Source organism: Brevundimonas sp. FV1ye7S, from assembly GCF_058680995.1.
Genome location: NZ_CM178726.1, coordinates 858,222 through 878,660 on the forward strand (window position 1 = coordinate 858,222; position 20,439 = coordinate 878,660).

The following is a 20,439-nucleotide window of genomic DNA, read 5'->3' on the forward strand; positions in this document are numbered from 1 at the left end:
GAAGCCCGGCTCTATCGCGGCGATGTGACAGATTTTCCAGCCGTATCCGCATCCGCCGGGGCTCGGCACGCCGCCTTGGGCGTCAGGCGGCGAGGCGACGTCCCGACAGGACGACAGCCTTGCGGATCTGCTTCAGTTCGGCGGACCGTTGTAGGGGTGAGTGGACGTCCATCACATGACGCTGTCCGGCGCGCGCCAGGGCTGTGCGTTCGTCCGGGTTGCGGATCAGGCGCTCCATCGCCTCGGCCAGGCTTTCGGGCGTGATCTCGTCGACATAGAGGGCATGGTCGCCGCTGGCCTCGCGCAGGCCGCCCCGGCCGGACGAGATCAGGGCCGCGCCCGCCGCATGGGCCTCGACCGCCGTCAGGCCGAAGGGCTCGTCCCAGACCGAGGGGGTCAGGGCGATGGCGGCGGTCTTCATGATGTCGCGCACCTCCGACAGGGGCGCCGAATGCAGGACGACGACCCGTGCGCCGTATCGCTCAAGCGGGGCGAGGTGGGGCCCGGCCCAGGCGGCGTGCCTGTCCCAGTCGTTCAGCATCAGCACCGCACGCCAGTCGGGGTGGGCGTCGAGCACGGCGGGCAGGGCGGCGCACAGGACGTCCAGACCCTTCTCCGGCATGGCCCGACCGGCGAAGGCGATCACCCGCTGCCGGTCGTCGGGCGAGGCGAACCAGGCGGCGGCGTCGATGGGGTTGGGCAGGGCGTAGGCGCGGTCGGCCAGGCGGGGATAGGTGCGGGCGAAGGCGTTCCGCTCGGCGGCGCTGACGAAGATGAAGCCGTCCATTCGGCCATATCGGGCCGCGTAGCGCCAACGGTCGATCCGATGGCGCGCAGGCTTCAGCGCATTATGCCGATAAAGAACATGGACGGCCTGGGGGAAGCGTGACGATACGGACAGGGCCTGTTTCACCTGCTGGTGGTGTTCGATCAGATCCGGCCCGAAATCGCGCAAGGCGTCGATGAGACCTTGCTGTGTATTGCGGCGCGGGAGGGTGGTCACCATGCCCGGCGCATTATGATCCTGGGCGCCCTCCAGGCAGAAAATTCGCGTGTCTGCGTCGCCGTTGAAGAGGGCGAGAGTCCGCACGACCGTCTCCATGGAGTTGGGGCGGGCCTCGGAGAAGAGCGAGCCCGGAGGCAGCAGAATGGCGGTGCGCAGCGCGATGTCCCCGGAGATAATTAGCCAGCGAGGGCTCGCCTGATCGGCGAGACCGACTGTCGAACGCTCCAGGTCGGGAAATCCGTCGCCGAAATCGTCAGCGTCTGCGCGCTCGCAGCCGCAACCGCATCGCCTCACGGCTGCGAAGGGTGATCTGATGCACCGGCCGGGGTTCGACCGTCGTGACGGGCTCGATCTCGGCGGCGCGCAGGATGGAAGCCAGGGCGATCACCGCCTCCTGGATGGCGAAGGCGGCGCCGATGCAGACGCGGGGACCGGCGCTGAAGGGGATGTAGGCGTAGCGGTCGATGGACTTGCGGTTCTGCGGCAGGAAGCGTTCCGGCTTGAAGGCGTCGGGGTCGTCCCACAACAGGCTGTGGCGCTGCAGGATCCACGGCGAGATGATGACGGTGGCGCCGGCCTTGATCGGCTGGCCGCCGATCTCGTCGTCGGCCAGGGCCTTGCGCGCCATGGTCGGGGCGGGCGGGAACAGGCGCATGGTCTCGTCCAGCACGGCGCGGGTCCAGGGCAGGGCGTCGGCCCATTTGGGGTCGGAGACGTCGAAGGCGTCGGCCTCGGTTTGCAGGCGGGCCAGGTATTCGGGCTGGCGCGACAGCAGGTGCAGGGTCCAGCCTAGGGCGCGGGCGGTGGTCTCGTGCCCCGCCAGGATGAAGGTCAGGATGTTGGAGGCGACCTCTTCGTCAGACAGGCCGGGTCCGCCGTTCTCGTCGCGGGCCAGAAGAAGGGCGCTGAGCAGGTCGTCGGGCGGCGTATCGCCGGATTCGATGCGGGCGCGGCGGGCCTCGACCAGTGTGGTGACGCGCTGTTCGAAGAAGCGGGCCGAGCGGAAGCTGGCCAGACGGCCCAGGCGAGGGGCCCAGTCCGGCGCGCCCAGCACGTCCAGCGGATCGATACGGGCCCCATTGGCCAGGAACTGGTTCAGGGCGCGCTCGAACCCGCGCGCCTCGCCGCCCAGCTCGTCCGAGAACATGGTGGCCGACAGGATGTCGAAGGTCAGGCCGGACATCTCGCTGTCGACATCCAGCACCCGGCCGCGCGCGGACAGGGACCAGCCGGCGACGCGGGCCTGGCAGACCTCGGCCATGCGGGCGTTCAGGGTGGCCATCTTGGCGGGGGTGAAGAGCGGGGCCAGGATGCGGCGGGCGCGGCGCCAGACCTCGCCCTCGGTCAGCAGCAGGCCCTCGGCCAGCATGGGGCCCAGGACGCGGCGTTGCAGGTCGCCCTTGACGTAGTTGGCGGCGTTCTCGGTCAGGACGTGACGGACGCCTTCGGGGTGGCTGACGACCAGGATTTCGCCGAAAGCGCTGTTCCCGTGCAGCTGCGGCTCGGTGAAATGCCGCTCGGACCACATGCGGATAGGGTCGCGCCAGCTGATCCACAGGAAGGGCAGCAGGGGCAGGGGACCGCCCGTGCGACGGGGCGGGATGGCGGGGCGGAAGATGGCGTCGGCGGTGGTCGCGTCCATAAGCCGCTCCTGTTCAAATCGCCCGTCAGCCGGGCGCGTCGTCCCTAAAACGCGCGATCTGGTGCATGCGTTCATGAAGCACCGTCACTATCCCGACGGAGCCGTCAGACATCAGACGCCAGTAGACATAGTGATGTTCGCATCGAATGTAGAATCCGTCGACACCGAACTCGGCGGGGATCGAACGCCATGCGACCCGGCGCTCAGCGGCGAGCGTTGCGAGCGAACACGGCGTCGGCGTCCAGAGCCGTATAACTGGACTCAGGCGCAGCGAACGCCGTCGTCAGTTCGGCTTTGAGCCGTTCGAAAGTGGCAGCCTCGACCCGCTCGCGGTCGCGTCTAGAGTTCGGCATGACACTCTCCTCGTTCCTCAATATGAGGACTATTGAGGGTGCTGCAAGCGGGGTGTGGCCTCCCAATGAGGTCAGCGAGGGCGTGACGTCCTGCCGATGGCGCCAAGCAACCGCACCATATCCTCAGCACTCAAATCCTTCGAGCCCTGACCTGAGGTTGCGGGCTTCAAAACCGGGGGTGTCGGCGCCGCTTCACCCGATTGAGCGGCTCTGCGCTTTTCGCGTCGCTCGAACAGAAAGCGTTGAAGACCCCAGACAAGGTGAGGCGTCCACGGTTGGCCGCAGGCGGTCATCTTCCCCAATTTGTTCAGAAGGCCGGCGATCTCGTTGGGCCGGGTGAAGCCGTTCTTGAAACAGGCGCGGAGCCACGGATCGAGCTCATCCAGAAACGCCTCTTTGGATAGACCGCGAAAACTGAAGTGCTTCAGTTCGTCTCTCGTGATCTGTGAAGGCTTGGACGGCGTCCGTGCGGCAGGCCGCCCCGGCTTCCGCTCGGCAAGACGTCCCGTCGGCGCAGTTTTGGAACCGGGAGAACGCGCCCGTTTTCCGCCGCCGGGATAGGATCCTTTAGCCATGCTCAGTTCGCCGGAGCGACGGTCGGCGCCCAGGTCTTCAGCTCGCCGATCTCACGAGTCCGAGTGTCGATGACCATCTGGGCCATGCGCCGGATTTCCGGATCGCGGCTGTCGCGAAGGGCGACCCGGGCCGTGGCGACGGCGCCCTCGTGGTGGGCGATCATCTTGGCGACATAGGCCTGATCCGCAGTCTGGGCCGCTGCCTGCATTTCGGCCGTGGTGCGGGTCGCCGCCGCCTGGTTGGCGGCCGAGGTTTCACGCAGCGCCTGCTGGACCGGGTCGCCGCCGCCGTCGCAGGCTCCTAGCACGAGGAGCAGCGCGATCGGCGGGGCGGCGCGGATCATGCGGCGTCGCCGAGCCAGCCCGGCATCCACCCTTCGTGCCATTCGCGCAGGTGGGCGACGGGGATGCTGAACAGCTCGCCCTTGTCGCCCTTGGAGGCGAAGGCGTCGCCGCCGGCGTGGCCGACGACCGAGGCGTGCAGGCCGGCGGCCTGGGCCTTGGCGATCAGGGCGTCGGCGTCGGGCACGGCGACCAGGTAGCGGGCCTGGTCCTCGCCGAACAGGAAGATGTGGGCGTGGGCGGCGCTGGAGGCGTCCAGGGTTACGCCGACGTCGGAGGCCAGGACCAGGTCGGCGGCGGCGCCGATCAGGCCGCCGTCCGAGAGGTCATGGACGACGGTCAGGTCGCCGGCCTCGATCAGGTCGCGCACGAAGTCGCCGGTCTTCCTTTCCAGCTTCAGATCGACGGGCGGCGGGGCGCCGTCCTCGCGGCCCAGGACCTCGCGCAGATAGATGGAGGCGCCCAGTTCACCGACGGTCTGGCCGATCAGGACCAGGGTGTCGCCCGCCGCCATGGTCGAGAAGTTGGTCACGACGTCATAGTTGGGCAGCAGGCCCACGGCGCCCACGGTCGGGGTGGGCGGAATGGCGACGCCGTTGGTCTCGTTGTACAGCGACACATTGCCCGAGACGACGGGGAAGGACAGCTCGCGGCAGGCCTCGGCCATGCCGTCGATGGCGCGGACGATCTGGCCCATGATCTCGGGGCGCTGCGGGTTGCCGAAGTTGAGGTTGTCGGTGATGGCGATGGGGCGCGAGCCGACGGCGGTCAGGTTGCGCCAGGCCTCGGCCACGGCTTGCTTGCCGCCTTCGTAGGGGTCGTTCTGGACGTAGCGGGGGGTGCAGTCGCTGGTCACGGCCAGACCCTTGTCCGTGCCGTGGACGCGGACCACGCCGGCGTCGGCGCCGGTGGCCGAGTCCTGCAGGGTGTCGGCCATGACGTGGCGGTCGTACTGTTCCCAGATCCAGCGCTTGGAGGCCATGTCGGGGCAGGCGATCACCTTCATCACCGCATCGGCCCAGTTTTCGGGCGCGGGAATGTCGGAAGGGTTCAGCCTGGGCTGCAGCTCGGGCTGGACCCAGGGGCGGTCGTACAGGGGGGCGTCGTCGAACAGGGGCGCAAGGGGCACGTCGCAGACGGTCTCGCCGTGATGCTTCAGCACCAGACGGCCGGTGTCGGTGGTGACGCCGATGGTGGCGGCGTCCAGGCCCCATTTCTTGAAGATGCGTTCGCCGTCGGCCTCGCGGCCGGGCTTCAGGACCGCCAGCATCCGCTCCTGGCTTTCCGACAGCATCATCTCATAGGCGGTCATGCCCTCTTCGCGCTGAGGCACGGCGTCCATGTTCAGCTCGATGCCGACGCCGCCCTTGCCGGCCATCTCGACCGAGGAGGAGGTCAGGCCCGCCGCGCCCATGTCCTGGATGGCGGCGACGGCGCCCGAGGCCATCAGTTCGAGGGTGGCTTCGATCAGCAGCTTTTCGGCGAAGGGGTCGCCGACCTGGACGGTGGGGCGTTTGGATTCCGACTCATCGTCGAACTCGGCCGAGGACATGGTGGCGCCGTGGATGCCGTCGCGACCGGTCTTGGAACCGAAATAGACGACCGACAGGCCCGCTGAGGGGGCGGCCGAATAGAAGATGCTGTCGGCCTTGGCCAGGCCGACGCACATGGCGTTGACCAGGATGTTGCCGTTGTAGCCGGCGTGGAAATTGGTCTCGCCCGCCACGGTCGGCACGCCGACGCAGTTGCCGTAGCCGCCGATGCCCGAAACGACGCCCTTGACCAGGCGCCTGGTCTTCTCGTGGCTGGGGTCGCCGAAGCGCAGGGCGTTCAGCAGGGCCACCGGGCGGGCGCCCATGGTGAAGACGTCGCGCATGATGCCGCCCACGCCCGTCGCCGCACCCTGATAGGGTTCGATGTAGGAGGGGTGGTTGTGGCTCTCCATCTTGAAGATGCAGGCGTCGCCGTCGTCGATGTCGATCACCCCGGCGTTCTCGCCCGGCCCGCAGATGACGCGGTCGCCGGTGGTCGGGAACTTGCCCAGGTGGATCTTGGAGGATTTGTACGAGCAGTGCTCGGACCACATGACCGAGAAGACGCCCAGTTCGACATGGTTGGGCTCTCGGCCCAGCCGGTCGAGGACGACCTGATATTCGTTCGGGGCCAGGCCGTATTCGGCGGCCAATTCAGCCATCGACTTGGCGGGGGTCTTTTGCGGAGCGGTCATGGGCGGGGCTTCTAGCCGCAGATGGGCCGATAGGCTATATTCTAGACAGTATTTTGGGAGTTCTAGAATGGGCCTCAGCATCAAGCGCGCCGAGACGGAGCGCAAGGCGCGCGCCGTCGCCGAGCGCCTGGGGGTCAGCCTGACCGAGGCCATCGACATCGCCCTGGACAAGACCTGGAAGGAACTGACCGCCGAGGAGGCGGCGGCGGAGCGGGCGAGGAAGCGCGAGGCGCTGTTCGCGCGTATCCAACAAAGAGGCCCAGGCGACGGCCGGAGCCTGGCTGAGATCGAGGCTGAAATGTACGGCGACGCCGGCGAGCCCATCTGATGGTGATCGACACCTCCGTCCTGTTCGCGATCGAGATGATGGAGCCCGAGGCGGCGCGTTTCGACGAGATGATCCGGGGCGCGCCGCGTCGGCTGATGAGTGTGGCGAACGTGCTGGAGCTCGTTACCGGGCTGACCGCGCGGCGGGGCCGCGACCAGCGGCCGACCGTGGACGATCTGGTCGCCGACTATGACCTCGACCTGGTCCCCGTCGATCAGGCGCAGATGCGGATCGCCTGCGAGGCCATGGTGCGGTTCGGCAAGGGGCGGCATCCGGCGCGGCTGAACTATGGCGACTGTTTCGCCTATGCGCTGAGCCGGAACAGCGGCGAACCGCTGCTGTTCAAGGGCGACGACTTTTCGAAGACGGACGTGGCGATCACGATCTGAGCGAGGGGAACGTCTGGGGCTTGGGTGTCATTTCGTGTGTAGCCAACACGGAGTTTTCGTCATGACCGACACCCCTATCGACCCCGCCGCAACGCCTGAAGATGAAGACCTGCCCGAGATTGCGGCCGACGACGCCGGCGCCTCGGCCATGGCCGAGCAGGCGCAGAACGAAGCCGAAGTCAAAGACGAGGGGGAGGGCATCTGATGCGCTCCACACCCTCCACAAAGGTCACGCCGGCCACCGGCCAGCAGATGGACCGGTCCAATGATCCTGAGACCACACGAGAAATGGACAAGGCCGCGCCCGACCAGGCGATGATCAGCCGTCGGCAGCGGCTGACCGGACAGGCGACCGGGATCGGCAGCGTCGGATTTCAGGAGACCGGCGCCTTTGACGTCGGCGCCGGGGAAGGCGCGGCGATCGATACGCCCGTGACGCCGACCAAGGACTCCTAGCGCTCGACCCCCGGCTTCAGCCGGAAGGCCAGAAGCACGCCCCCGACCAAAAGGACGATAGCCCCGGCCAGGGCAGTGAAGGCCACCGCAGGCTTGTCGGTTTGTTCGGCGACGAAGGCGCCGAGCAGGCCCCAGGCCGTCGGCAGGGGATAGGCGATGGTCCGGAGGCTGGCGGTCACCGCCAGGGCGACGCCGGTGGTCACGACCACGGCCAGGATGGCCCAGGCGGCGGGCGACAGAGCCGTCGGCAGGGCCTCGAAGGCGGTGAGGGTGGTGATCAGGTTCAGCGGCGCCGCGACTGTCAGCCAGCCCGCGAGCGCCGCCAGAGGCCAGACCAGCAGCAGCCGGTCGCGATCCGTCCGGCTCAGGGCCCGGACGGTGCCGGAATAGGCCAGCAGGGGCGCCAGCAGGGCGATCAGGGAGGCGAAGATGACGATGACGCTGGCCGCCTTCAGGTTCAGGGCGGCGACGACGATCCACATCCCGATGCCGAAGAAGGCGACGGCCGACGGCCAGCCCATGCGATTGATCAGGGTGCTCTCGCCGGTCTGGGGCAGCACCTGGCGGACGGCGTAGGCCAGCAGGCCCAGATAGATGAGGCCCCAGATCGAGAAGGCGTAGCCGGCGACGCGCAGGGTGCTGTTTCCATCGGCAGCGAACTCGGCCTGGGTCAGGCCCAGGCCCGCCAGGTTCTGGACCAGCGGGACCACGATGGCGAAGACGGCGGCGGCCAGCACCACCAGTCGGCGGGTGCGCTGGGCGGGCGTGGGACGAAGGATCGAGGACATGCGGATTCCGATACGACGGTGTTCAGGTGGAATGTACGCGCCGGACGGCGGTAAGGTTCACCGTTGCAACGTGAAAAGTGAAGCTTGCCTGCGCCACGCCCTCTGTGCTGCTTGTCATCGGGCATGACGAACGCCGCCGGACGCTGGATTTTCTGCCTGACCGCCATGGCCGCATCGGCCGTCGCAGGCGTGGGCCACGCCCAGACAAGTGGAGCGACCGTCGTTCTCACCCAGCCGTCGCAGGACGCTTGGGCGCGTGTTCGCCAGGCGCTGACGCCCGAGCAGCAGGCGTTGGAGGTGCGCCGCTTTCTGTCGGCCCTGGCCGCGGCGAACGGCAGACCGATCACGCCCGCCCTGGACGCGCGACATATTGCTTCGGGTCGCGCCGTGTCGCTGGACGATCCGGCGCTGCTGCAGCGGCCGCAGGCGCACGAGGTGACCCTGACGGTCGATGGGCGGTTCCTGGTCTTTCGTCCCTTGTCGCGCGCCAGTCTGGACCCCTTCCTGGGGCGTTAGAGGAACCGCCTGTCGTGTGGTCGGTTGTTCAAGCCCACACGAACTGGAGATGACCATGGCTGACCGCGACGACGAAACACCCGTCTTCGAAACCAACGAGGTCGAAGCCAACCTCGCCATCGAACACGGTCAGGGCGTCGGCGCCCGCGAACTGGCCGCCCAACGCGATCCGGGCGGCGTGGTCACGGCCGACGAGGACGAAGACCTGGAGAACGGACAGGCGGCGCGTCCGGAGTGAACGCGCCCCTGTTTGCTTGACGGAGGTTCGATGATCGTCGTTCATGCAGCGCATGAACGCAGACGCCCCTGTCGCTCTGGAGACCCTTCTTCAGCACGCCCTGTCCGCTAGAGCGGGCGGAGATTCCGACGCGGCGCTCGCGGCGGCGGAGCGGGTGCTGGGTGTCGATGGACGCAACGTCCTGGGGGCCATTCTCAAGGGCGACGCCCTGGCCGTTCGGGGCGATGCGCGGTCCGCCTCGAGTTTTTATGGCGCGGCCTTGGCGAGTGCGCAACAGCGCGGCGCAGATCCCGAACTGAAGGGCGAGTTGCGGCGGGTGCAACAGGCGCTGGCGGACATGAGGCGCCGGTTCGAGGAGGAGCTTCTGGCCGGAATCAAGGCGCGCGGATTTGACGAAGCCCAGTCCAGCGCGCGGTTCGCCCTGTCGCTCGACCTGCTGACCGGGCGCAAGTCGCTGTATCACCAGCAGCCGAAATTCTATCTTTTTCCAGGCCTGCCCCAGGTCCAGTTCCAGCCCCGCGCCGACACGCCCTGGCTGGCGGCGATCGAGGCGGCGGCGCCCGCCATCCGCGCCGAGCTGGAGGCGGTGCTGGCCGAACCCGATCTGTTCGCCCCCTACGTGGAGGATCGATCCAACCGGCCGCGCAGCGGCCAGGCGGGGATGCTGGAAAACCCCACCTGGAGCGCGGTCTTCCTGTGGAAGGACGGCGTGGTCGCGCCCGAGATCGCCGCGCGGTGCCCGCAGACCCTGAAGGCGCTGGAGGCCGCGCCGCTGAGCATAATTCCCGGGCGGTCGCCGTCGATCCTCTTTTCGAAACTGGCGGCGGGCGCGCGGATTCCGCCGCATCACGGCCTGATCAACACCCGCCTGATCTGCCACCTGCCGCTGGTGGCGCCGCCGGGGTCCTGGTTCCGGGTGGGGTCGGACCTGCGTCAGTGGGAGGAAGGCAAGGCCTGGGCGTTCGACGACACGATCGAGCATGAGGCCTGGAACGACAGCGGACAGGACCGGACGATATTGATCTTCGACGTCTGGAAGCCCGAGATCACCGAGGAAGAGCGAGGGCTGATCCGCGCCCTGTTCGACGCCATCGACGCCGGGGGCGGGGCGACGCCGAAGCTGGGGACCTGAGCGGGCCGAAGATCCGTCAGTTTTCCATTCTGAAGTTCACGCTGAACACGATCAGGCGGCCTGCCAAAGGCCGCCCGCTGGCCGCGGCTTCGTCCGTCAGCTTAAGGCGCGCGCGCGGAAGAGATCTTTGAACCGCCAAGCCCAGATGGTAGCCGGGCGGTTGCTCGCTCTCCGTCACGCACTCGGTCAGGCCGCCGTCGTCCTCGGCGACGCACGAAAGCACGACATAGCCCATGCGGGGGCTTCGGCCCCTGACCGATTCCGGAAAGGTGGGGCGAGGCATGGTCCGCCACATCACGGCGGCGGGCAGCCCGTCCTGGCCGTTGCCTTCGATCTGATCTGCACGCTCCTCGCGCGGGTCGATGACAGGGCGGCCGCAGGCCGTCAGGGTTTCGGCGATGGCCTGGCTGGAGGGCTCAACATCCATGACGTAGCGGGTGCGCGGACCACCCGGGCGGTCAGCCGGAATCACCACCTGCAGCTTTCCGCCTTCCGCCAGGTCCCGCGCGACCAGGGCGGGGATGCGACTGAACGCCATCGTTCGCTGCGATCCTACCGTCCAGACTGTCGTTTTTGATTCGCCTTCATCGCCGACCTGAATCCCCAGCTCTCGTGTCGGCTGATTCTTGGGCGCTTCCGGCAAGCCGCTGATCATCAGATCGTACACGCCGCCCTGACACCTGGCGATGAGGTTGAGGCCGGACGTAAAACCAATGGTAGCCACTACGGCGTCGTGCTCGGGAAGACGCGCCAGGGTCCAATCCTCCCGTGCGGAATCAACCGGCGCGGGGGGCTGCGAGGCCTCTTGAGCCAAAGCTGCAGAGGATGACAGGCAAAGGAACAGGACGGCGGAGATGAAGCGAAGCATTGCGCTACTTCGCCTCAACGACAGATTGCCGTCAAGCTGCGGCGTAGATGCTCTGGAACAGCACGGCGCCGTCGGCGGAGCCCAGTTCGGCCTCAAAGGCGCGGTCGGGGTGGGGCATCATGCCGAGCACATTGCCGCGCGCATTCTGGATGCCGGCGATGTCGTTGACCGAGCCGTTCGGGTTCTCGACGTAGCGGAAGACCACCTGGCCCTCGCCCTCGATCCGGGCCAGGGTCTCGGCGTCTGCGAAGAAGTTTCCGTCGCCGTTGCCCTGGGTCATGACCACCTCGCGCTGGCCCTGATAGCCGGCGGTGAAGCGGGTCTGGCCGTTGGAGACAGTAAGGGCGATGGGCTTGCAGACGTATTTCAGCCCCTTGTTGCGCAGCAGGGCGCCGGGCAGCATTCCGGCCTCGCACAGGATCTGGAAGCCGTTGCAGATGCCGACCACGGCGACGCCGTCGTCTGCGGCCTTCTTGACCGCCTGCATCACCGGGGACTGGGCCGCCATGGCGCCGCAGCGCAGATAGTCGCCGTAGGAGAAGCCGCCGGGAATGACGATCAGGTCCAGGCCCGAAGGCAGTTCGGTCTCGGCGTGCCAGACCATGGAGACGGGCTCGCCAGTGGAGCGTTCGACGGCGACCTTGCAGTCGCGATCACAGTTGGAACCGGGGAAGACGATGACGGCTGCGCTCATGGCGCGGGCCTCTAGCACCGTTTTCGGGAAATGTCAGTGCGCGGGTTCAAGAAGTCCGAGGCGGGTCTCGATCCGGCCGAGGCGGGCGTCCTGACGATCGACAATCTGATACAGGTTGGAGACGTCCTGGTTCAGGCCGTTGAGGTGGAGGGGCATGGCCTGAAGTTCGCCTCTCACGCCGGCGACATTGCCGTCGATCCGGTCCAGGCGTGTCTGCATGGACTTCAGCACTTCGTAGATGAGGTCGTTGGTGACGTCGGCCATGAGTTCATACTACCATAAACTGTGGTTACGCCAAACGCTTGGACGCGGCGCGTCTCCGTCCCTCCGCCCACGCCGCCACGAAGATCGCGAAGCCGCCCAGCGACAGCCCGACGCCGACCCAGCCGGTCGAGGTCCGGCCGTAGCCGGCCGCGATGGCCATGCCGCCCAGCAGGGGGCCGATGGCGTTGGCGGTGTTGAAGGCCGAGTGGTTCAGGGCGGCGGCCAGGGTCTGGGCGTCGCCGGCGACGTCCATCAGCCGGGTCTGCAGCACCGAGCCCAGGCCGCCGCCGCCGCCGATCAGGAAGACGACGATCATGACGGCCCACAGGTGCGGGGCGGCGAAGGGATAGAGGGCCAGGGCCGCGGCGCTCCACAGCAGAAGGCCGCCCGCCGCCGGGAAGCCGACCCGGTCGGCGGCCCAGGCCCCCAGTATATTGCCCAGGAACATGCCGACGCCGAAGACGGCGAAGACCCAGGGCATGATTTCCGGCCCCACGCCGGTCACGGCCTGAAGGGTCGAGGCCAGATAGGCGTAGACGGCGAACATGCCGCCGAAGCCGACCGCGCCGACGCCCAGGGTCAGCCAGACCTGGCTTCGCTTCAGGGCGCCCAGTTCGCGCACGGGACTGGCGTTCGGATGGGCCGGGTCGCGCGGGGCGAACAGGGCGACCAGACCCATGGTGGTCACCGCCAGGACGCTGACGATGGCGAAGGTCCAGCGCCAGCCGAAAGCGTGGCTGATCATATTGGCGAAGGGCACGCCGATGACCGTGGCGACCGTCAGACCCATCAGGACGGTCGAGACGGCCCGGGTGCGGAGATGCAGCGGCACGACCGACGCTGCGACCAGGGCCGCCACGCCGAAATAGGCGCCGTGCGGCACGCCGCTGAGGAAGCGGAAGACCAGCATCCATTCATAGGTCGGAGCCAGGGCCGACAGGCCGTTGCCGATGGCGAACAGGGCCATGAAGCCGATCAGCAGCAGCCAGCGCGGGCTGCGAGCGCCCAGCACCGCCAGGATCGGCGCGCCGACCACGACGCCGGCGGCGTAGGCGCTGATGACATGGCCGGCGGCCGGGGCGTCGACGCTCAGGCCGGCGGCGAAGTCGGGCAGGATGCTCATGGCCGCGAACTCGGTCACGCCGATGGCGAAACCGCCCATGGCCAAGGCGATCAGCACCAGGGCCACCCGTCCGGCGGTCATGGGTTCGTTGGTGACGTCGGAATCGACGACGGCGCCGCCAGCGGCCATGAAAGCTATCCGTAAAGGGGGAGGGGGATGTTGCGATGCAACATAAGGAGCCTCCTCCTTGGATCAACGCCTCAGCCGCGGTTTTCGTAGGTCGCCGTGATCGAGGTCTTGGCCAGGGTGTGGAAATGCAGGTTGAAACCGAAGACGGCGCCGGAATCGTCGGCGGTGACGTCCAGCCGGTCCACGTCCACGGCGAAGACGGTGAAGATGTAGCGGTGCGGGCCGTGGCCGGGGGGCGGGGCGGCGCCGCCGAAGCCGGCCTGGCCGAAATCGGTGCGCCCCTGGACCGCGCCGGAGGGCAGGTCGCCGCCGGGCGAACCGGCGCCGGTCGCCAGCTCGGTCACGTCGGCGGGGATGTTGGCGACGGTCCAGTGCCAGAAGCCTGAACCCGTCGGGGCGTCGGGATCATAGCAGGTGACGGCGTAGCTCTTCGTGCCTTCGGGCGCGCCGGACCAGGCGAGGTGGGGCGAGGTGTTTCCCTTGGCGTGGACCTGGGCGTCGGGAAGGACGCCGCCGTCCTGAATATCGGTTGAGGTGAGGGTGAGGGTCATGGGCGCTCCGTCAATCAAGCCGTCAGCTTAACTGGGGGGCCGCAGAAGGGATGCAACCGCCTCTTCCCCATCATTGTGAGGAAGAGGCTTGATGCGTCAGGCCGCCTCGATGCGGTAGCCTTCGATCACCGTGTTGGCTAGCAGTTGCTCGCACATCTTCTTGGCCTCGGCCTGGGGGTCTGCAACGCCGTCGAGGTCGAACTCGATCAGCTTGCCGACGCGGGCGTTCGACACGCCGGTCCAGCCCAGACCCTGCAGGGCGCCTTCGACGGCCTTGCCCTGGACGTCCAGGACGCCGGGCTTGAGGAAGACGTGAACCTTGACCTTAGCCACTAGTGCAGCCCTCCCTGAATCACCGTCGGCATGCCCTTCATGATGCCCAGTCGACGCGCGACTTCGGTGTAGCTTTCGATGACATTGCCCAGATCGCGGCGGAAGCGGTCCTTGTCCATCTTCTCACCGGTCGTGGCGTCCCACAGGCGGCAGCTGTCCGGGCTGATCTCGTCGGCCAGGATGACGCGGCTGAAGTCGTTTTCCCAGATGCGGCCGAACTCGATCTTGAAGTCGACCAGGGTGATGCCGACGGCGCCGAACATGCCCGACAGATAGTCGTTGACCCGCACCGTCATGGCCAGGATGTCGTCCAGTTCCTGGGTCGAGGCCCAGTTGAAGGCGGTGATATGCTCTTCGGTGACCATCGGGTCGTTGAGCTCGTCCTTCTTGTAGTAGAATTCGATGATCGAGCGGGGCAGGGGGGTGCCTTCCTCGATGCCCAGACGCTGGCTCATCGAGCCGGCGACGATGTTGCGGCACACCACTTCCAGCGGAATGATCTCGACTTCGCGGATCAGCTGCTCGCGCAGGTTCAGGCGCTTGATGAAGTGGTTGGTCACGCCGATGCCGTTCAGGCGCGACATGATGAATTCGCTGATCTGGTTGTTGACCACGCCCTTGCCTTCGAGGACGGCCTTCTTCTGCGCGTTGAACGCGGTGGCGTCGTCCTTGAAGTACTGGATCAGGGTGCCGGGCTCGGGTCCTTCGTACAGGATCTTGGCCTTGCCTTCGTAAATCTTCTTGCGCTTGCTGTTCATATTCCGGTCCCGGCCTACGGGCGCCCTCCAAAAACAAAAATCGCGCGGCCATGATGGAAAGGGGGAAGACCCGGTCCTGGCGGCGCGTTTCTGAATCGTTCGGGCAGTCAATCTCGTTCGGCGACTCCTTAGCCGAACGCGGCCTCCGATACAAATGAGGCGAAACCGGAATGCGGGAGGGAAGAGGAGAGGATGCGACGGAAGTCATGTTGCGTTCAGGCGCGGTCGGGCTATAGACGGCGCTTGCCCCGAGGTTAGCGGGGCGTTCGGAGCTATGCTGAGCGACATGACGACCTTCGACGATCGGGAAAGAGGCTACGAGGCCAAGTTCGCCCTCGATCAGGAGCAGGAATTCAAGGCCATCGCCCGGCGCAACAAGATGTTGGGCCTGTGGGCGGCCGAGAAGATGGGCCTGTCGGCTGAAAGCAGCGACCAGTACGCGGCGGCCATCGTGCGCGCGGACATGGAGCAGCCCGGCGACGAGGACGTGTTCCGCAAGGTCGCAGGCGACTTCAAGGCCTCGGGCCTGTCGGTGTCGGAAGGCGAGATTCGCTCCAAGATCGACGAACTGGCCTCCATCGCGCGCGAGCAGATTCGCGCGGGGGAGTAGACGCCCGGCCTACGGCCGGGTTTGAGAATTCGAAAGGGCCGCACCCGGGGGAAGTGCGGCCCTTTCTATTTGCCGGGGACGTTGGGGGATGTCTCACCCGGCATACTGTGCGTCTCGCGCCCCTGAAGAACACGGCGCGCGAGATTTGGTTTCAGTCCGTTCCGACCGGACTGTAATTATTTTTACGGCATCAGAACCGCATCGACGACGTGGACCACGCCATTCGACTGGGCCACGTCGGCCTGGGTGATGGTGGACTTGCCGCCCTTGGCGTCGGTGATGACCCAGGTGTCGTTCGGACCGGCCGCGACCTTCAGTTCCTCGCCCTGAACCGTCTCCAGGGTCGCGGTCCCGCCGTTGGCCTGGGCCTGGCTGGCGATGTCGGCGGCGGTCAGACGGCCGGCGACCACGTGATAGGTCAGGATCTTGGTCAGATCGGCCTTCATGGCCGGTTGCATCAGGGCGGTGCGGGCGGCCTCGGGAATCTTGTCAAAGGCGGCGTTGTCGGGGGCGAAGACGGTGAAGGGGCCTGGACCCTGAAGCGTCTCGACCAGGCCGGCGGCCTGAACGGCGGCGACCAGGGTCGACAGGTTCGAGGCCTTGGACGCATTGGCGACGATGGTCTCGTTCGGGCTCATGGCTGCGCCGCCGACCATCGGGTCAGCCGCCATGGGAGCCATGGCGGCACCTTCGGCCGGGGCCATGGCGGTGGATTCGGCGGGCGCCGCCGCTTCGTTGTTGTTGCAGGCGCCGAGCGCCATCAGCGCGCCGCCGGATACGGCGACGAGCATGAGCGTGCGAAGATTGGTCATGGTGTTTCGTTCCCTGTTGGTCCGCGCTGTGGCGGTCACGACAAGGTTACGTTCGAGTTCACCTAAAGGATGCGTGCGGCGTGACAAGAGGACGCAGCTTGGCCGTTCAGTCTTCGAACACCACCGTCTTTGTGCCGTGCAGCAAAACGCGATCTTCCAGGTGCCGTCTTACAGCGCGCGCGAGAACGCGACGCTCGATATCACGACCCTTACGGATCAAGTCTTCCGGCGTGTCGCGGTGGCTGATCCGTTCCACGTCCTGTTCGATGATCGGGCCTTCATCCAGGTCGGGGGTGACATAGTGGGCGGTGGCGCCGATGACCTTCACCCCGCGCGCATGAGCCTGGTGATAGGGGCGGGCGCCCTTGAAGCCGGGCAGGAAGGAATGGTGGATGTTAATGCACCGCCCCGCCAGCCGGCGGCTGAGGTCGTCCGACAGGATCTGCATATAGCGGGCCAGAACGACCAGTTCCGTGCCGGTGTCCTCGATCAGGCGCAGCAGCTCCACCTCCTGCGCCGGCTTGTCGACGGCGCTGACGGGCAGATGATGGAAGGGCAGGTCGCCCAGATCGACGTGTCCGATCATTTCGCGGGGGTGGTTGGAGACGACGGCCGTCACTTCCATGGGCAGTTCGTCGATCCGCCAGCGGTACAGCAGGTCCGCCAGACAATGATCGAATTTGGACGTCAGGATCATCACCCGGCGCGGCTCGGGCCCGCGCAGGGTCCAGTCCATCGCGAACCGGTCGGCCAGGGGGGCGAAGGCCTCACGGATCGCCGCCTCCGGATCGCCGTCGGCAGGTTCGAACACCACGCGCATGAAGAAGGTGGCGCTGGAGGCGTCCCCGAACTGCTGGGCGTCCGAGATATTGGCGTCCCGCTCCAGCAGGAAGGCGGAAACGGCCGCGACGATGCCGTGGCGGTCGGGGCAGGAAAGGGTCAGGATCATCAGGCGGCAGGCTTATCCGGGAGAAAGTCGCCCAGTATGGCCCAGCTCGCCGCCTTTGCCGACAAGGATATTGCATGGGCGGGGCTGGAGGACGGCAGATCGATCAGGGTCACCCCGTCGAGGTCGGCGAGGATGCGTCGGCCCAACTTGCCCGCAAGGCCGCCGTTGAAGGCCACGGCGCGCAGTTGCGGCAGGCTTTCGATCAGCCCGCGCAGGTCGGCCGCCTCGGGCGACCGGATCGCCGCGTCCAGACTGCCGGATCGCTGCGCCGAGGCGATCACGTCCCACAGGCCGACCCCGCGCGCCTTCAACCGGTCCAGGCGGTCGGCATAGGGCAGGGCGGCCAGGGGCTCGTCCAGCACGCCGCCGATCAACGGCCAGAAGCCGTTGCGCGGGTGGGCATAGTACTGGGCGGCCCTCAGGGAGGCGTCGCCGGGCAGGCTGCCGAGGATCAGCAGGCGGGTGGCGGCGTCGACGACGGGGGGAAACTGGCTCTTGGTCATTCCCGACGCGCCGCGTCCCGATAGACCTGGCTGCGGTCGCGTCTGCCCACCGCGACGACGGTCACCGTGACGATTGCGTCCTCGACCCGATAGACCAGCCGATATCCGACGTCGCGCAGCTTGATCTTGTAGTGATCGCGCATCCCGTGGAGCGCATCCTTCGGAACACGCGGACTCTCCAGTCGTTCGGCCAGCTTCTTCTTGAACTGGCTGCGGACGGGCGCGCCCAGTTTCTCCCACTCCTTCAGCGCGGAGGGGAGGAACTGAAGATCAAAGGGCATCGAGCGAGACGCGCACCGGCGTCTCGTCCTGCCGCTGGCGGATGGTCTCAATCAGGGCCAGATCGTCCAGGCGTTCGACCATCGCCTCATAGGCGGCGGCGGGGACCATATAGGCCATGACCCGATTGTGGTTCAGCACGGCCACGGTCTGGCCCGCCGCGTCGTCCATGACGGCGCTGGGGCTCTTCTTCAGGTCAGAGACGCTGACCGCGACAGAGGCTTCGACCCGTTGCATGGGGATAGAGTACGAAAATCGGTGCGATTTTCAATACTGAAGATCACCCCTCGCCGAACACCCGCTTGAACACCACGTCCACATTCTTGGTGTGATAGCCCAGGTCGAACAGGGCTTCGAGCTGTTCGGCGGGCAGGGTGACGCGTTCGTCGGCCTTGAGGAAGTCCAGGAAGGCGCCTTCGCCGCGCCAGACCTTCATGGCGTTCTCCTGGACGGCGGCATAGGCGGCCTCGCGCGAGATCCCGGCCTGGGTAAGGGCCAGCATGACCCGTTGCGAATGCACCAGACCGCCCAGGCGGTCGATGTTGGCCTGCATGTTCTCGGGATAGACGTTCAGACGCTCGACCACATTGGCCAGGCGCTGGAGGGCGAAGTCCAGGTGGATGGTGGCGTCGGGACCGATGCCGCGCTCGACCGACGAGTGGCTGATGTCCCGCTCGTGCCACAGGGCGACGTTCTCCATCGCCGGGGTCACGGCCGAGCGGACCAGACGGGCCAGGCCGGTCAGGTTCTCGGTCAGGATCGGGTTGCGCTTGTGCGGCATGGCCGACGAGCCCTTCTGGCCCTTGTCGAAGAATTCCTCGGCCTCCAACACCTCGGTGCGTTGCAGGTGGCGGATCTCGACGGCGAGGCGTTCGACCGAGCTGGCGACGACGCCCAGGGCGGCGAAGAAGGCGGCGTGGCGGTCGCGCGGGATGACCTGGGTCGAGACCGGCTCGACCTGAAGCCCCATCTTGTCGGCGACGTACTGTTCGACGCCCGGATCGACATTGGCGAAGGTGCCGACGGCGCCGGAGATGGCGCAGGTGGCGATCTCTTCCTTGGCGGTGATCAGGCGGCGTTTGGCGCGCTGGAACTCGGCGTGATAGCCGGCCAGCTTCAGGCCGAAGGTCACGGGCTCGGCATGGATGCCGTGCGAGCGGCCGACGGTCGGGGTGTATTTATGCTCCTTGGCGCGGGTCTCCAGCGCCGCCAGGACGCGGTCCACGCCGTCGATCAGCAGGTCCGAGGAGCGGGCCAGCTGGACCGCGAAACAGGTGTCCAGCACGTCGGACGAGGTCATGCCCTGGTGCAGGAAGCGGGCCTCGTCACCGACGATCTCGGCGACGTGGGTCAGGAAGGCGATGACGTCGTGCTTGGTGGTGCGTTCGATCTCGTCGATGCGGTCGGCGTCGAAGGTCGCGTCCTTGCCCTTGGCCCAGATGGCGTCCGCCGCGTCCTGGGGGATGACGCCCAGTTCGGCCATCTTGGTCGCCGCATGGGCCTCGATCTCGAACCAGATCTTGTACTTGGTCTCTTGCGACCAGATGGCGGCGGCGGCGGGGCGGGAATAGCGGGTGATCATGGGGCGGTCGTGTCGGTCCGGCCGCCGCCGGAGTCAAGGTTTGCGGCGACCTAAAGCTGACCCATCGTATTGTCGTGATCGACCGCCTGCCGTTTCAGCCAGGCGACGAAGGCGGTGGCGCTGGGCGAGGGGGGGCGGTCGCGGGGCTGGACGACGGAATAGGCGAAGCCGACCGCTTCCGAGCCGTCCGGGAAGGGGGCGACTAGACGGCCCGAGGCCAGGTCCGCCTGGGCCAGGGTGCGTTTGGCCAGGGCGACGCCGCGGCCGGAGACGGCGGCCTCGATCAGCAGGCTGGACTGGTTGAAGCGCGAACCGCGGCGCGGGTCGGGGTGGCGCACGCCGCGCGCCTTCAGCCACATGGCCCAGTCGGGGCGGCTGGGGTCGCCGTCGTTGGACATGTCGTGCAGCAGAATGTGGCGCACCAGGTCGGCGGGTTTGCGGATCGCATGTTCGCCGTCCATCAGCGACGGGGCGCAGACGGGCAGGACCGTCTCGGTCATCAGCCGGTCCACGGTCAGGCCGGGATAGTCGCCGGGGCCGTAGCGGACGGCGAGGTCGACCTTGCCCTCGGTCAGGTCGGCCGGCTCCATGTCGGCGGAGATCCACAGCTCGATCTCGGGATGGGCGGCGTGGAAGTCGTCCATCCGCGGCATCAGCCATTTGGAGGCGAAGCCGGGGGCGACGCTGATCGACACCTGTTTACGGCGCGGCGGTTCGCGCAGCAGGGCCGAGGCGTCCATCAGCCGCTCGAATCCCTCGCGCAGCAGGGGGACGGAGGATCGGCCGAGATCGGTCAGCTGGAGGCCGCGCGCCTCACGCACGAACAAGGGCCCGCCGACGATGTCTTCCAGCAAGCGGATCTGCTGGCTGACGGCGCCCGGCGTGACCGACAGTTCGTCGGCGGCGCGCGAGAAGTTCAGGTGACGTGCGGCGGCCTCGAAGGCGCGAAGGGCGTTGAGCGGGAGCAGGGAACGGGCCATCGCCGTTAGAAA

29 protein-coding genes are annotated in these 20,439 nt (G+C 67.2%); 8 read left to right on the forward strand and 21 right to left on the reverse strand.

All coding sequences use genetic code 11. The features are described from left to right. Positions 1 to 82 precede the first annotated feature (82 nt). The 6 genes from ACW18C_RS04085 to purL form a co-directional block, all read right to left on the reverse strand. Positions 83 to 1,090, reverse strand: coding sequence for a glycosyltransferase family 4 protein (locus ACW18C_RS04085; protein ID WP_492072941.1), 1,008 nt, complete (start codon positions 1,088 to 1,090; stop codon positions 83 to 85). A gap of 169 nt (positions 1,091 to 1,259) precedes the next feature. Continuing rightward, complete coding sequence (locus ACW18C_RS04090) at positions 1,260 to 2,648, reverse strand: cytochrome P450 (protein WP_492072943.1); 1,389 nt, start codon at positions 2,646 to 2,648, stop codon at positions 1,260 to 1,262. Positions 2,649 to 2,851: 203 nt separating this feature from the next. Further along, entirely contained in the window at positions 2,852 to 3,001 is a 150-nt protein-coding gene (locus tag ACW18C_RS04095; protein ID WP_292147826.1) for a hypothetical protein, read from the reverse strand. Positions 3,002 to 3,072: 71 nt separating this feature from the next. After that, positions 3,073 to 3,576, reverse strand: a complete 504-nt coding sequence (locus tag ACW18C_RS04100; RefSeq protein WP_492072945.1) for a hypothetical protein — start codon at positions 3,574 to 3,576, stop codon at positions 3,073 to 3,075. A gap of 2 nt (positions 3,577 to 3,578) precedes the next feature. Continuing rightward, positions 3,579 to 3,920: a DUF305 domain-containing protein gene (locus ACW18C_RS04105; protein WP_492072946.1), complete on the reverse strand. Its 342-nt coding sequence runs from the start codon at positions 3,918 to 3,920 to the stop codon at positions 3,579 to 3,581. Further along, on the reverse strand, positions 3,917 to 6,145 hold the full coding sequence (purL, locus tag ACW18C_RS04110) for a phosphoribosylformylglycinamidine synthase subunit PurL (RefSeq protein ID WP_492072948.1): 2,229 nt from the start codon (positions 6,143 to 6,145) through the stop codon (positions 3,917 to 3,919). The genes ACW18C_RS04105 and purL overlap by 4 nt, the downstream gene beginning before the upstream one ends. A gap of 67 nt (positions 6,146 to 6,212) precedes the next feature. On the opposite strand from purL, the gene ACW18C_RS04115 reads away from it, so the two are divergent. From ACW18C_RS04115 to ACW18C_RS04130, 4 genes are all read left to right on the forward strand, one after another. Beyond that, positions 6,213 to 6,473, forward strand: coding sequence for a type II toxin-antitoxin system VapB family antitoxin (locus tag ACW18C_RS04115; protein ID WP_492072949.1), 261 nt, complete (start codon positions 6,213 to 6,215; stop codon positions 6,471 to 6,473). Beyond that, entirely contained in the window at positions 6,473 to 6,862 is a 390-nt protein-coding gene (locus ACW18C_RS04120; protein ID WP_492072951.1) for a type II toxin-antitoxin system VapC family toxin, read from the forward strand. The genes ACW18C_RS04115 and ACW18C_RS04120 overlap by 1 nt, the downstream gene beginning before the upstream one ends. A 61-nt stretch (positions 6,863 to 6,923) precedes the next feature. Further along, positions 6,924 to 7,067, forward strand: coding sequence for a hypothetical protein (locus ACW18C_RS04125; protein WP_008260671.1), 144 nt, complete (start codon positions 6,924 to 6,926; stop codon positions 7,065 to 7,067). Beyond that, complete coding sequence (locus tag ACW18C_RS04130; RefSeq protein WP_492072953.1) at positions 7,067 to 7,318, forward strand: Tat pathway signal protein; 252 nt, start codon at positions 7,067 to 7,069, stop codon at positions 7,316 to 7,318. The genes ACW18C_RS04125 and ACW18C_RS04130 overlap by 1 nt, the downstream gene beginning before the upstream one ends. On the opposite strand, the gene ACW18C_RS04135 is transcribed toward ACW18C_RS04130, so the two are convergent. Continuing rightward, the gene (locus tag ACW18C_RS04135) at positions 7,315 to 8,106 is read right to left on the reverse strand and encodes a TspO-related membrane protein (RefSeq protein ID WP_492072954.1); all 792 of its coding nucleotides are present in this window, start codon (positions 8,104 to 8,106) and stop codon (positions 7,315 to 7,317) included. The genes ACW18C_RS04130 and ACW18C_RS04135 overlap by 4 nt on opposite strands. A gap of 123 nt (positions 8,107 to 8,229) precedes the next feature. Here ACW18C_RS04135 and ACW18C_RS04140 point away from each other — a divergent pair, with 123 nt between their 5' ends. Genes ACW18C_RS04140 through ACW18C_RS04150 form a run of 3 tightly spaced genes read left to right on the forward strand, consistent with a single transcriptional unit; the run spans position 8,230 to position 9,992 of the window. Continuing rightward, positions 8,230 to 8,622, forward strand: a complete 393-nt coding sequence (locus ACW18C_RS04140) for a hypothetical protein (protein WP_008263920.1) — start codon at positions 8,230 to 8,232, stop codon at positions 8,620 to 8,622. A gap of 55 nt (positions 8,623 to 8,677) precedes the next feature. Then, positions 8,678 to 8,860 (forward strand): hypothetical protein, encoded by a 183-nt coding sequence (locus ACW18C_RS04145; RefSeq protein WP_492072955.1) that lies wholly within the window; start codon positions 8,678 to 8,680, stop codon positions 8,858 to 8,860. A gap of 43 nt (positions 8,861 to 8,903) precedes the next feature. Continuing rightward, positions 8,904 to 9,992, forward strand: a complete 1,089-nt coding sequence (locus tag ACW18C_RS04150) for an aspartyl/asparaginyl beta-hydroxylase domain-containing protein (RefSeq protein WP_492072956.1) — start codon at positions 8,904 to 8,906, stop codon at positions 9,990 to 9,992. Between the two features lie 16 nt (positions 9,993 to 10,008). On the opposite strand, the gene ACW18C_RS04155 is transcribed toward ACW18C_RS04150, so the two are convergent. The 7 genes from ACW18C_RS04155 to purC all read right to left on the reverse strand — a co-directional run bounded on the left by ACW18C_RS04155 (position 10,009) and on the right by purC (position 14,712). Continuing rightward, positions 10,009 to 10,860: a hypothetical protein gene (locus ACW18C_RS04155; protein WP_492072957.1), complete on the reverse strand. Its 852-nt coding sequence runs from the start codon at positions 10,858 to 10,860 to the stop codon at positions 10,009 to 10,011. Between the two features lie 31 nt (positions 10,861 to 10,891). Further along, the gene (gene purQ, locus ACW18C_RS04160; RefSeq protein ID WP_492072959.1) at positions 10,892 to 11,554 is read right to left on the reverse strand and encodes a phosphoribosylformylglycinamidine synthase subunit PurQ; all 663 of its coding nucleotides are present in this window, start codon (positions 11,552 to 11,554) and stop codon (positions 10,892 to 10,894) included. 33 nt (positions 11,555 to 11,587) lie between these two features. Beyond that, on the reverse strand, positions 11,588 to 11,818 hold the full coding sequence (locus ACW18C_RS04165; protein ID WP_492072961.1) for a hypothetical protein: 231 nt from the start codon (positions 11,816 to 11,818) through the stop codon (positions 11,588 to 11,590). Positions 11,819 to 11,843: 25 nt separating this feature from the next. Beyond that, positions 11,844 to 13,070 carry an MFS transporter gene (locus ACW18C_RS04170; RefSeq protein ID WP_492072962.1) on the reverse strand — a complete coding sequence of 409 codons (1,227 nt, stop codon included), beginning with the start codon at positions 13,068 to 13,070 and terminating at the stop codon, positions 11,844 to 11,846. A 71-nt stretch (positions 13,071 to 13,141) separates the two neighbouring features. Then, positions 13,142 to 13,621, reverse strand: a complete 480-nt coding sequence (locus ACW18C_RS04175; protein WP_492072963.1) for a YbhB/YbcL family Raf kinase inhibitor-like protein — start codon at positions 13,619 to 13,621, stop codon at positions 13,142 to 13,144. Between the two features lie 96 nt (positions 13,622 to 13,717). Further along, a complete protein-coding gene (gene purS, locus ACW18C_RS04180; RefSeq protein ID WP_008260221.1) occupies positions 13,718 to 13,954 on the reverse strand; it encodes a phosphoribosylformylglycinamidine synthase subunit PurS in 237 nt (78 codons plus the stop codon). Then, on the reverse strand, positions 13,954 to 14,712 hold the full coding sequence (gene purC, locus ACW18C_RS04185; protein ID WP_008263270.1) for a phosphoribosylaminoimidazolesuccinocarboxamide synthase: 759 nt from the start codon (positions 14,710 to 14,712) through the stop codon (positions 13,954 to 13,956). The genes purS and purC overlap by 1 nt, the downstream gene beginning before the upstream one ends. 286 nt (positions 14,713 to 14,998) lie before the next feature. Between purC and ACW18C_RS04190 the strand changes: the two genes are divergently transcribed. Further along, complete coding sequence (locus tag ACW18C_RS04190) at positions 14,999 to 15,322, forward strand: DUF1476 domain-containing protein (RefSeq protein WP_183196007.1); 324 nt, start codon at positions 14,999 to 15,001, stop codon at positions 15,320 to 15,322. 182 nt (positions 15,323 to 15,504) lie between these two features. Here ACW18C_RS04190 and ACW18C_RS04195 read toward each other — a convergent pair whose 3' ends face one another. The 7 genes from ACW18C_RS04195 to gcvA all read right to left on the reverse strand — a co-directional run bounded on the left by ACW18C_RS04195 (position 15,505) and on the right by gcvA (position 20,427). After that, entirely contained in the window at positions 15,505 to 16,134 is a 630-nt protein-coding gene (locus tag ACW18C_RS04195) for a fasciclin domain-containing protein (protein ID WP_492072965.1), read from the reverse strand. A gap of 106 nt (positions 16,135 to 16,240) precedes the next feature. Beyond that, the gene (gene purU / locus ACW18C_RS04200; RefSeq protein ID WP_492072967.1) at positions 16,241 to 17,083 is read right to left on the reverse strand and encodes a formyltetrahydrofolate deformylase; all 843 of its coding nucleotides are present in this window, start codon (positions 17,081 to 17,083) and stop codon (positions 16,241 to 16,243) included. Further along, a complete protein-coding gene (locus ACW18C_RS04205) occupies positions 17,083 to 17,586 on the reverse strand; it encodes a DNA-deoxyinosine glycosylase (protein WP_492072968.1) in 504 nt (167 codons plus the stop codon). The genes purU and ACW18C_RS04205 overlap by 1 nt, the downstream gene beginning before the upstream one ends. Next, complete coding sequence (locus ACW18C_RS04210; RefSeq protein WP_492072970.1) at positions 17,583 to 17,867, reverse strand: type II toxin-antitoxin system RelE family toxin; 285 nt, start codon at positions 17,865 to 17,867, stop codon at positions 17,583 to 17,585. Before ACW18C_RS04210 ends, ACW18C_RS04205 begins: the two co-directional genes overlap by 4 nt. Next, entirely contained in the window at positions 17,857 to 18,102 is a 246-nt protein-coding gene (locus tag ACW18C_RS04215; RefSeq protein WP_008261500.1) for a type II toxin-antitoxin system Phd/YefM family antitoxin, read from the reverse strand. Before ACW18C_RS04215 ends, ACW18C_RS04210 begins: the two co-directional genes overlap by 11 nt. 43 nt (positions 18,103 to 18,145) lie before the next feature. Then, positions 18,146 to 19,447: an adenylosuccinate lyase gene (purB, locus tag ACW18C_RS04220; RefSeq protein ID WP_492072972.1), complete on the reverse strand. Its 1,302-nt coding sequence runs from the start codon at positions 19,445 to 19,447 to the stop codon at positions 18,146 to 18,148. A 50-nt stretch (positions 19,448 to 19,497) separates the two neighbouring features. Next, entirely contained in the window at positions 19,498 to 20,427 is a 930-nt protein-coding gene (gene gcvA, locus ACW18C_RS04225; RefSeq protein ID WP_492072973.1) for a transcriptional regulator GcvA, read from the reverse strand. Positions 20,428 to 20,439 lie beyond the last annotated feature (12 nt).

Coding starts and splice junctions, on each gene's coding strand:
- ACW18C_RS04090 (WP_492072943.1), bottom strand. CDS start 2,648: ATGGACGCGACCACCGCCGACGCCATCTTCCGCCCCGCCATCCCGCCC.
- ACW18C_RS04095 (WP_292147826.1), bottom strand. CDS start 3,001: ATGCCGAACTCTAGACGCGACCGCGAGCGGGTCGAGGCTGCCACTTTC.
- ACW18C_RS04100 (WP_492072945.1), bottom strand. CDS start 3,576: ATGGCTAAAGGATCCTATCCCGGCGGCGGAAAACGGGCGCGTTCTCCC.
- ACW18C_RS04105 (WP_492072946.1), bottom strand. CDS start 3,920: ATGATCCGCGCCGCCCCGCCGATCGCGCTGCTCCTCGTGCTAGGAGCC.
- purL (WP_492072948.1), bottom strand. CDS start 6,145: ATGACCGCTCCGCAAAAGACCCCCGCCAAGTCGATGGCTGAATTGGCC.
- ACW18C_RS04115 (WP_492072949.1), top strand. CDS start 6,213: ATGGGCCTCAGCATCAAGCGCGCCGAGACGGAGCGCAAGGCGCGCGCC.
- ACW18C_RS04120 (WP_492072951.1), top strand. CDS start 6,473: ATGGTGATCGACACCTCCGTCCTGTTCGCGATCGAGATGATGGAGCCC.
- ACW18C_RS04125 (WP_008260671.1), top strand. CDS start 6,924: ATGACCGACACCCCTATCGACCCCGCCGCAACGCCTGAAGATGAAGAC.
- ACW18C_RS04130 (WP_492072953.1), top strand. CDS start 7,067: ATGCGCTCCACACCCTCCACAAAGGTCACGCCGGCCACCGGCCAGCAG.
- ACW18C_RS04135 (WP_492072954.1), bottom strand. CDS start 8,106: ATGTCCTCGATCCTTCGTCCCACGCCCGCCCAGCGCACCCGCCGACTG.
- ACW18C_RS04140 (WP_008263920.1), top strand. CDS start 8,230: ATGACGAACGCCGCCGGACGCTGGATTTTCTGCCTGACCGCCATGGCC.
- ACW18C_RS04145 (WP_492072955.1), top strand. CDS start 8,678: ATGGCTGACCGCGACGACGAAACACCCGTCTTCGAAACCAACGAGGTC.
- ACW18C_RS04150 (WP_492072956.1), top strand. CDS start 8,904: ATGCAGCGCATGAACGCAGACGCCCCTGTCGCTCTGGAGACCCTTCTT.
- ACW18C_RS04155 (WP_492072957.1), bottom strand. CDS start 10,860: ATGCTTCGCTTCATCTCCGCCGTCCTGTTCCTTTGCCTGTCATCCTCT.
- purQ (WP_492072959.1), bottom strand. CDS start 11,554: ATGAGCGCAGCCGTCATCGTCTTCCCCGGTTCCAACTGTGATCGCGAC.
- ACW18C_RS04165 (WP_492072961.1), bottom strand. CDS start 11,818: ATGGCCGACGTCACCAACGACCTCATCTACGAAGTGCTGAAGTCCATG.
- ACW18C_RS04170 (WP_492072962.1), bottom strand. CDS start 13,070: ATGGCCGCTGGCGGCGCCGTCGTCGATTCCGACGTCACCAACGAACCC.
- ACW18C_RS04175 (WP_492072963.1), bottom strand. CDS start 13,621: ATGACCCTCACCCTCACCTCAACCGATATTCAGGACGGCGGCGTCCTT.
- purC (WP_008263270.1), bottom strand. CDS start 14,712: ATGAACAGCAAGCGCAAGAAGATTTACGAAGGCAAGGCCAAGATCCTG.
- ACW18C_RS04190 (WP_183196007.1), top strand. CDS start 14,999: ATGACGACCTTCGACGATCGGGAAAGAGGCTACGAGGCCAAGTTCGCC.
- ACW18C_RS04195 (WP_492072965.1), bottom strand. CDS start 16,134: ATGACCAATCTTCGCACGCTCATGCTCGTCGCCGTATCCGGCGGCGCG.
- purU (WP_492072967.1), bottom strand. CDS start 17,083: ATGATCCTGACCCTTTCCTGCCCCGACCGCCACGGCATCGTCGCGGCC.
- ACW18C_RS04205 (WP_492072968.1), bottom strand. CDS start 17,586: ATGACCAAGAGCCAGTTTCCCCCCGTCGTCGACGCCGCCACCCGCCTG.
- ACW18C_RS04210 (WP_492072970.1), bottom strand. CDS start 17,867: ATGCCCTTTGATCTTCAGTTCCTCCCCTCCGCGCTGAAGGAGTGGGAG.
- ACW18C_RS04215 (WP_008261500.1), bottom strand. CDS start 18,102: ATGCAACGGGTCGAAGCCTCTGTCGCGGTCAGCGTCTCTGACCTGAAG.
- purB (WP_492072972.1), bottom strand. CDS start 19,447: ATGATCACCCGCTATTCCCGCCCCGCCGCCGCCGCCATCTGGTCGCAA.
- gcvA (WP_492072973.1), bottom strand. CDS start 20,427: ATGGCCCGTTCCCTGCTCCCGCTCAACGCCCTTCGCGCCTTCGAGGCC.